Source organism: Halorubrum distributum JCM 10118 (genome assembly GCF_000337335.1).
Lineage (GTDB): Archaea > Halobacteriota > Halobacteria > Halobacteriales > Haloferacaceae > Halorubrum > Halorubrum distributum.
Window position 1 is genome coordinate 1 of sequence record NZ_AOJN01000003.1, and the last position, 7,106, is coordinate 7,106.

Sequence of the window (7,106 nt, forward strand, 5' to 3'; positions counted from 1 at the left end):
CTAGAACTCTATCGCAAACCAGGACGAGAAGCTCTCAAACACGCCGTCAAAGCCACTCTCTGAAATCAACAATGTGCTACACAAGAGCGGTGTCCTATTTCGTCGAGAGCAAGCTCGAACCTCACGGAACAACATAAGTGAATCTCCTGTATCGCTCACGCGATCCCGTCCACAGACAAAAAGATTGAACGCTTCAAACTACTCGTAGTAACTGACGCGATCGACAACTTCTGCGAAGGCGACATTCTCGCGGACATCGGTGATCTCGATAGTGACACGCTCACTCTGTTTGGTGTCGGGAACGATAACGACGAACCCGCGCTCAACACGGGTGATGCCGTCGCCCTGGTCACCAATGTCTTCGATTTCGACAGTGCGTTGTTCTCCTTCCTCAACAGGGGGCGTCTGTGACGCTTGCTCGGGCTGTGGATCGTCGTCAATAGTGTTGGTCTCGCTGGTGGTGGGTGACGGCAACACAGCGACACGGTACGTTTCGTCCGCCTCTAGGTCGCCTAGGTGGAGCTCTTGCTCCGGTACCTCAATCACATATGATCCGTTCCGCTCTTCGACTTTCCCTGAGAACAGACACCGAAGTTGATCTGAAATCTCCATATATAGGCCTCACACTGGATACGCGACGAATCACACTTTATTCTGCTGTCTCCCTATCCGGCGCTACAACGTCCTCACACGCCGGGCACTCGGTCCACATTATTGATTATCTCTCTGAGAGCGCATAGATGTGGGAATCCCTACTCCCGACGTAGACGGTGCCGTTGACCACTGCCGCCGCCGACCACGCCGCGTCTATCTGGAAGCGCCAACGTTCGGTACCATCACTTACGTTCAGCGCGTGGATGTGATCGTCGTTCCAGGTGGCGACGTAGATGATCCCATCAGCCACCACTGGCGACGAGGATACATCCCCATCTGTCTGGAACTCCCATTGTTTGGTGCCATCGCCCGCATCCAACGCGTAGACGCGGCCATCAAAATTTCCAATATAAACGGTATCGTCGGCCACCGCCGGCGAGGAGGATACACCTCGGTCTGTCTGAAAATCCCATTGTTTGGTGCCATCACTCGTGTCTAGCGCGTAGACGCGATGCCCACTTCCGACGTAGACAGTGCTGTCGGCTACTGCCAGCGTCAAGTGCCTACCGCGGTCTACCTGGAAGCGCCAACATTCGGTGCCATCACTCGTTTCCAGTGCGTAGACGCTCTTGTCTCGGCTTCCGACGTATACAGTGTTATCGGCTACTGCCAGCGATGAGGACACGCCGCCTTTTGTCTGGAAGCGCCAGCGTTCGGTGCCATCACTTGCGTTCAGCGCGTAGACGTGGTGGCCCTCTTCCCCGGCATAGACAGTACCATCGACCACCGCCGGCGACGACTTGACTGGGCCATCGGTTTGGAAGTTCCATTGTTCGGTACCATCACTTGCGTTCAGCGCGTGTATCTGGTTGTCGTAACTCCCTATGTATACGGTTTCGTCGACTACTGCCGGCGACGAGTGCCCGCCGCCGTTTGTCTGGAAGCGCCAGCGTTCGGTGCCATCACTTGTATTCAGTGCGTAGACGTGCCGACCCTTATTTCCGACGTAGACGGTACTATCGACCACTGCTGGAGACGACTCTACCGGGCCATCTGTCTGGAAGTCCCACTGCGTAGTGACTATTTCTCGTGGGCCGGTCGTATCCTGGTGGCCGGTGCGTGCTGGACCACCCTGAAACATCGGCCACGTAGCAGTTGTCTGTGTGGGTCTTGCAATTGTTTCGTCGTCGGACAAAATGTCGCAGTCTATATTGGCATCGGTCAAGACGGCGCCGCGAAGGTCGGTGTTAGTCAAGATGGCGCCGTGAAGGTCGGTGTTAGTCAAGACGGCGCCGCGTAGGTCAGCATTCGAGAGTTCGGCATGGCTTAGATCGGCGTCGGTCAGGATGACGCCGCGCAGATTAGCTTTCGTGAGGTTTGTGTCGGCTAAGTTGGCGTCGCATAAGATCGCGTCAGCTAATTTGGCGCCTGAGAGGTCAGCATGCCGTAAGTCAGCACCCGAGAAGTCGGCAGGACGTGGGATGACACCCGAGAAGTCGGCGCCCGAGAGATCTGCATCCGAGAGATCGGCTCCGGCAAAGTTATCGCCTGTGAGGCCTGGGGGGTAGGTACCTGAGAGGTCGGCGCCTGAAAGGTCGGCGTCTGAGAGATCTGTACGACGTAGGTCAGTTTCCGAGAGGTCGGCGCCTGAAAGATCAGCCTCTGAAAGATCGGCGTTAGAGAGGTCAGCTGGACGTACGGCGCCCGAAAGATCGGCTCCTGAGAGATCGGCACCCGAAAGATCGGCGGTACGCAAGTTGGCATTGGAAAGACTAACGCTCTGCTCAATATCTTCTGGCGAGACACTTTCGTCGTGAGGAATTGAAAACCCAGAATTGGTCATCTAGAAACATTCACCTGGTCATGGTAGTATCTTCGCTAATCTATTTCATTGTGGACTCTTGTCGGCAAGCAGAGTCCGTACCAGATACCTAACGGTATTTCCTTCCAACTGGACAATCAACACCGATCCCGGAAACGTAACGGTCCAGACCAAGAACCAACCGACACAAAGCGTTCCAAGAATACGTAAGGGAGCGACTCATCGAGGTGAGCCAGCAATCCTCATAGAGGACTAGAGTGGTTAGTATTCTTCAAAAGTTGGCTGATCTGGCTCTGTGTCAACCCGTCGACAGAGTTCCTCTATTGTTTCCGGATGAATTACTCCGATGTCTTCGACATACTTCGCGAAGTTGTCGATGTAGAGGCCTTTGAGACCGACAACGATCGTTCCGTGTTGCTTCGCATCTTCTGTACGTGCGGGGACTGACTCAATATTGTCGAACTGGTCTTCGACGAGTTCGCGGTTGAATACGACGCCGATGCGATCAGAGCGCACCTCCTGCACCATCTCGTCGATATCGATGCTAGTGTAGTAATCCTTTCCGAGTGTGAAGAAGACAATGTCGTAGTCAGACTCCTTGAGTACGTGTCGAAGGTCTTCTTGGATGTGGAGTTTTGTGGAGCGTTCACGGATCTCTCCGACATTCATCGAGCTGAACGTTACCTCATAGGGAGGGAGGTCGTCGTCCTCAGCGACGAGGCCGAAGCCGGCACTGATAAAATGACGCTCGACATTGTGGCCGTTCGAGCGGAGGCGACGAACGGCGTCACAGACGTAGTTCTGTTGGCGGCCGGTGTAGAGATCGCGAGCGGCTATTCCGGGAACATTATCGCGCGAGAGGAGAGCCTCGCGTGAGAACTGAAGCGTTTCGTCGGCGCCGAAGACAGAGGCGTCGTCGGGGAACTCCTTCGACCCCGAACACTGGTCGATGACGAGAATATTGAGCTCGTCAGCCTCAATTTCGGGTGGTTGCGGTAGAAAGTCCTTGCCGACAGCGTAGTCCTCGCCACATGTCTCAAGCACCCCCTGGCGGAGTTCAGACGGATCGCTGTAGGTCGTGACTTCGCAGTCGTTCTCACGGGCCGCCGTGATGATTTCGTTGTCCAAGGTGCCATCTTCAGTCTGGACAAAGAGATGCTGATAGCGGGCGGCCTGTTCGGCGACGTTCGCAGCCATTCGACTAGGAGCGAATGACACCATTTCGGGCGTGTCTTCCCACCATTCGTTTACGCCGCTTGCATCGAGAACACCGAGTTCTGCGACGGGGAGGTCGTGAGTGTGCGACCAGAAACGTGAGTGATTGTCCCGGAGGTACTCTTCGACGGTGCTGTAGCCGTTGATGCTCGCTGTTCCCTTGGTTGCGACGAGAATTTTTGGGAGTTCGTCCTCGAACTCGTCGTAGAACCGTCGTGTGTTGTGGAAGCCACGACGTCGGTTCCGGTCGTTACCACGAAAGATACAGACCTCGATACCGTGTTCGTGGCAAATCGGGCAATCACATGTCTCCCACGGGCGCTCATGGAGCGTCTTTTGATATTCATCGAGGAGGTCGTCGTCGCCGATCCACGTTGCGTAATCGCGAATGATCGTCCAGATGCGGTCGTAGTTGCTTCCTAGATCCGAATCATCAAGCGCTGATGTCGCGTGTGGGAGGCGTTCGTAGACTGTAGCGGCCGTGTTCAGAAGGTCATTATACTTCTGGAAGGATATGGGATCGTCGGGATCGTCCTCTCGAAGGAGTTTGACAAGATCACGACGGAGGTTGCCACTGAAACTCACCTGTAACTCGCGACCGTACTCGAAATCTTCCCGGAATGTCGACTCAACTTCTCTGAGGAGGCGATGATCGAACTGCTTGTCGTGGCGATGCTCACGTAGATAGCGTTCTGCTGCGGGGAGAACCTCCGCAGCGATATCGTTCCATTCTTCGAGTGCATCACGGATCAAATCTCCTCTGTCATATGCGCGGAGAGCGACGAGTGTCTCGCGACCGCGGAGAGAAGTTTCGATGGCCGTTTCGAGATCGTCGCGACTCGACGGATAGCGGACGCGGATCGCGTCGTACCGTTCGCCGTGGTCAAGGCGGTAGTTCTGTCCGCCCGTCCACGCTGAGCGCAGCATACTCGCACTGTCAAAGCTTGTCATCCCAGAGCGACCGACCGTCTCGAAGCCGTCAGTCTTCGCGAACCCGAAAACGTGTGAGTCGATGCGTGCATTATGTTCGCGCTCGAACGTTTTTACGGTCTTCCCGACCGACTTCACGATCATGCGAACGTCATGGATCGGACTGCCGGCAACACCACCGATCCCGAGATAATCATAGCCAATTTCCAGGACATCGGCGGCGGCGGCTGCGTAGGAATCGGGATCCCAGCCCTGGATCGCGACCATCAAGCGGAATGGGTACTCCCGCTGCTGGTAGAGGTCGTACATCTCTTGCGCGTTCCGCAGTGTGAGTTCATAGCGGAATTTTGCGTCATTTTCCCGGTAGACCGCACGCGAATCATGAGCGAGACGTGCGAGGACACTATCGATGTCGCCCTGAAAATCCTCGGCGGTGAATGGTTCGACATCACTTTTCTCTGCCGTCCGGATTGTGGGCTCATACTCGCTGACGTAGTCAGGCCATTCCGCGGGCCACTCGTCTATCATCACGTCGACAACATCTTCGAGGGTCGTCGGAATGTCGCTCTTGCTCAGTTCACCCTCAAAGGCACGCTCGTCGAGATAGAGCCGTCCCTCTTCTTTCCCAGAACCGAGGACAAGATGATCAATAGTGACACCAACTGTGACACCAAGAGTTTCGTAGAACTCAAGCATCTCCTCGTTGCCGTACGGAGGAAATGGGTAGGACTTGTAGCCCCAGGCGCCACAGTCGCTGATTGTTGGAAGCCAGTTGGGTACGGAGAGGACGGGGTCGTCGTAAACGCCATGCTCCGAGAGCCTCTCGGCCTTTCGATCAGTCTCCTCAACCTGCTCACGGGAGATGAGAACGCCATCAATCGGCGTTGTCTCCGGCTCAAATATATCCCAGATATAGTCTAGATCACGCTCCTGACGATCAAGCGTTGAGAGCTCGTCATGCTCGAAGTCGTAATGAGCGTCAACTGCATCGTCCCACTCAGGAACATAAAATCTCACAGATTCGGTTCACCGCTCTAACCTTCTCTCGCGTTCCCATATGAATATCGTCTTCGACCTAGGCGTGACAAGCAATTGTTAATTTAGCATCTAAGAACAGTGTTTCAAAGCGCCAAGAGATGACAATAGATGGATCTGTTGAACTTCTCATTAGCTGATAGTTTGTTGGCACCGTGCTAGATACAGAGCGCGGGCCGTGTTTTGACGCCGTGTAGAGGCGTTCCCTCCCGGAAGTATGAGTAACTGAAGCGGGAACGAGTCGAGTATGCTCACCCAACTAGCCCGCTTCACCGATCGTTGCGTCGATTTATCTCAAAAATCTGTCGTTGGTGACCCAGATCCAGCACTTGAGATGGGTGAGGCTGGTTATGCAGATTGGGTAATCGTCGCACTTCATTGTCTGAGAGAGTATCTCGATCACCCGTATCGGCGGTTGCTCGATGTGCTTCAAGAGATGCCGAGGAGCGTCTCTTTGCTCGGTCTGACCGTGGACGAACTCCCAGATTTCACCACGGTTTGTACCAGAAAGCAGGATCTCAAGATGCGTATCTGGCGTGTACTGCCGCGTGTATACGTGTCACTCCACAAATTTGGAGAGATACAGGCAATCGACGCGACTGGATTTCAACGTCACAAGGCCAGTCGGCAACACGTGCTCCACGTTGACTACAACTTCGACGATATCAAAATGACAGCACTCTTGGACTGCGATTCGACAGCAATCCTTGACGTTCATTTCTCGATGAAACAGCCACACGACACCTAAGTCGGCCGGCAAGTGCCCACTCGAAATCTGGGAAAGTTAGAGACGGTTGTCGCTGACAAAGGCTACGACTGGGACGCACTCCGACAGGGGTTCAGGAACGCTAACGTTCGTCCAGTGATTAAACACCGCGAGTTCTATCCGCTTGACAAAGCACACAACGCCCGCCACGACGAGGACACCTACCACCGCCGGTCACTCATCGAGGCGATCTTCTAAGCACTGAAGCGTCGGTTCGGCGAGACGTTACGGGCTAGAACATGGTTTTGCCAGTCCAGAGAGTTCGTTCTAAAGGCTCCGTTAGAAACATAGAACAAGCTGTCAGCACCTCACGACCGTGATCGCCCGCGTCTAAACAAGCCCGATCGACCGGTTTCCGCGAAACGTATAATCTCACCAAGGCAGTTGTGTCGGTACTGTGGTGTTAGCAAAATATAGTTGAGATTTCAAGAAGATACCGGCAGATTCAATGGTTAGTCAACGGCAGACGGCGACATGCAAGCAGTTGAAAATATATACGTGCTACTTGAAGAAGCCGACCGCCGAAGCTACAACCCGGACACATTCTATCGGGAAATTCAAACGGTGTGTGAATCTATCGATGTCTCACTCAATAAAGCCTCACAACTGTCACGATACGGTTTCGAAATTCAGCCAGGATGTCGAAATAAAAAGACTCAGTACATCACAAAGCCGGTTAGTTGAGACGTCTGCTTGCAGAAGGTGTGTCTAAAACCCAGCAAGCAGACGATGAAATCCACGAAG

At 54.2% G+C, this 7,106-nt stretch carries 3 protein-coding genes and 1 pseudogene; 1 reads left to right on the forward strand and 3 read right to left on the reverse strand.

What is annotated here, in order from left to right; genetic code table 11:
• Window positions 1-198 precede the first annotated feature (198 nt).
• From C466_RS00285 to C466_RS00300, 3 genes are all read right to left on the reverse strand, one after another.
• Window positions 199-612, reverse strand: coding sequence for a TRAM domain-containing protein (locus C466_RS00285; RefSeq protein ID WP_193366036.1), 414 nt, complete (start codon window positions 610-612; stop codon window positions 199-201).
• A gap of 106 nt (window positions 613-718) precedes the next feature.
• Window positions 719-2,437 carry an outer membrane protein assembly factor BamB family protein gene (locus C466_RS15650; RefSeq protein WP_080505950.1) on the reverse strand — a complete coding sequence of 573 codons (1,719 nt, stop codon included), beginning with the start codon at window positions 2,435-2,437 and terminating at the stop codon, window positions 719-721.
• A 240-nt stretch (window positions 2,438-2,677) separates the two neighbouring features.
• Entirely contained in the window at window positions 2,678-5,578 is a 2,901-nt protein-coding gene (locus tag C466_RS00300) for a hypothetical protein (protein ID WP_004595547.1), read from the reverse strand.
• A 265-nt stretch (window positions 5,579-5,843) separates the two neighbouring features.
• On the opposite strand from C466_RS00300, the pseudogene C466_RS00305 reads away from it, so the two are divergent.
• A pseudogene (locus tag C466_RS00305) lies at window positions 5,844-6,682 on the forward strand (IS5 family transposase).
• The last annotated feature ends 424 nt before the right edge of the window (window positions 6,683-7,106 follow it).

Excerpts from the sequence above, each read along its gene's own strand:
- C466_RS15650 (WP_080505950.1), bottom strand. The coding sequence starts at position 2,437 with ATGACCAATTCTGGGTTTTCAATTCCTCACGACGAAAGTGTCTCGCCA.
- C466_RS00285 (WP_193366036.1), bottom strand. The coding sequence starts at position 612 with ATGGAGATTTCAGATCAACTTCGGTGTCTGTTCTCAGGGAAAGTCGAA.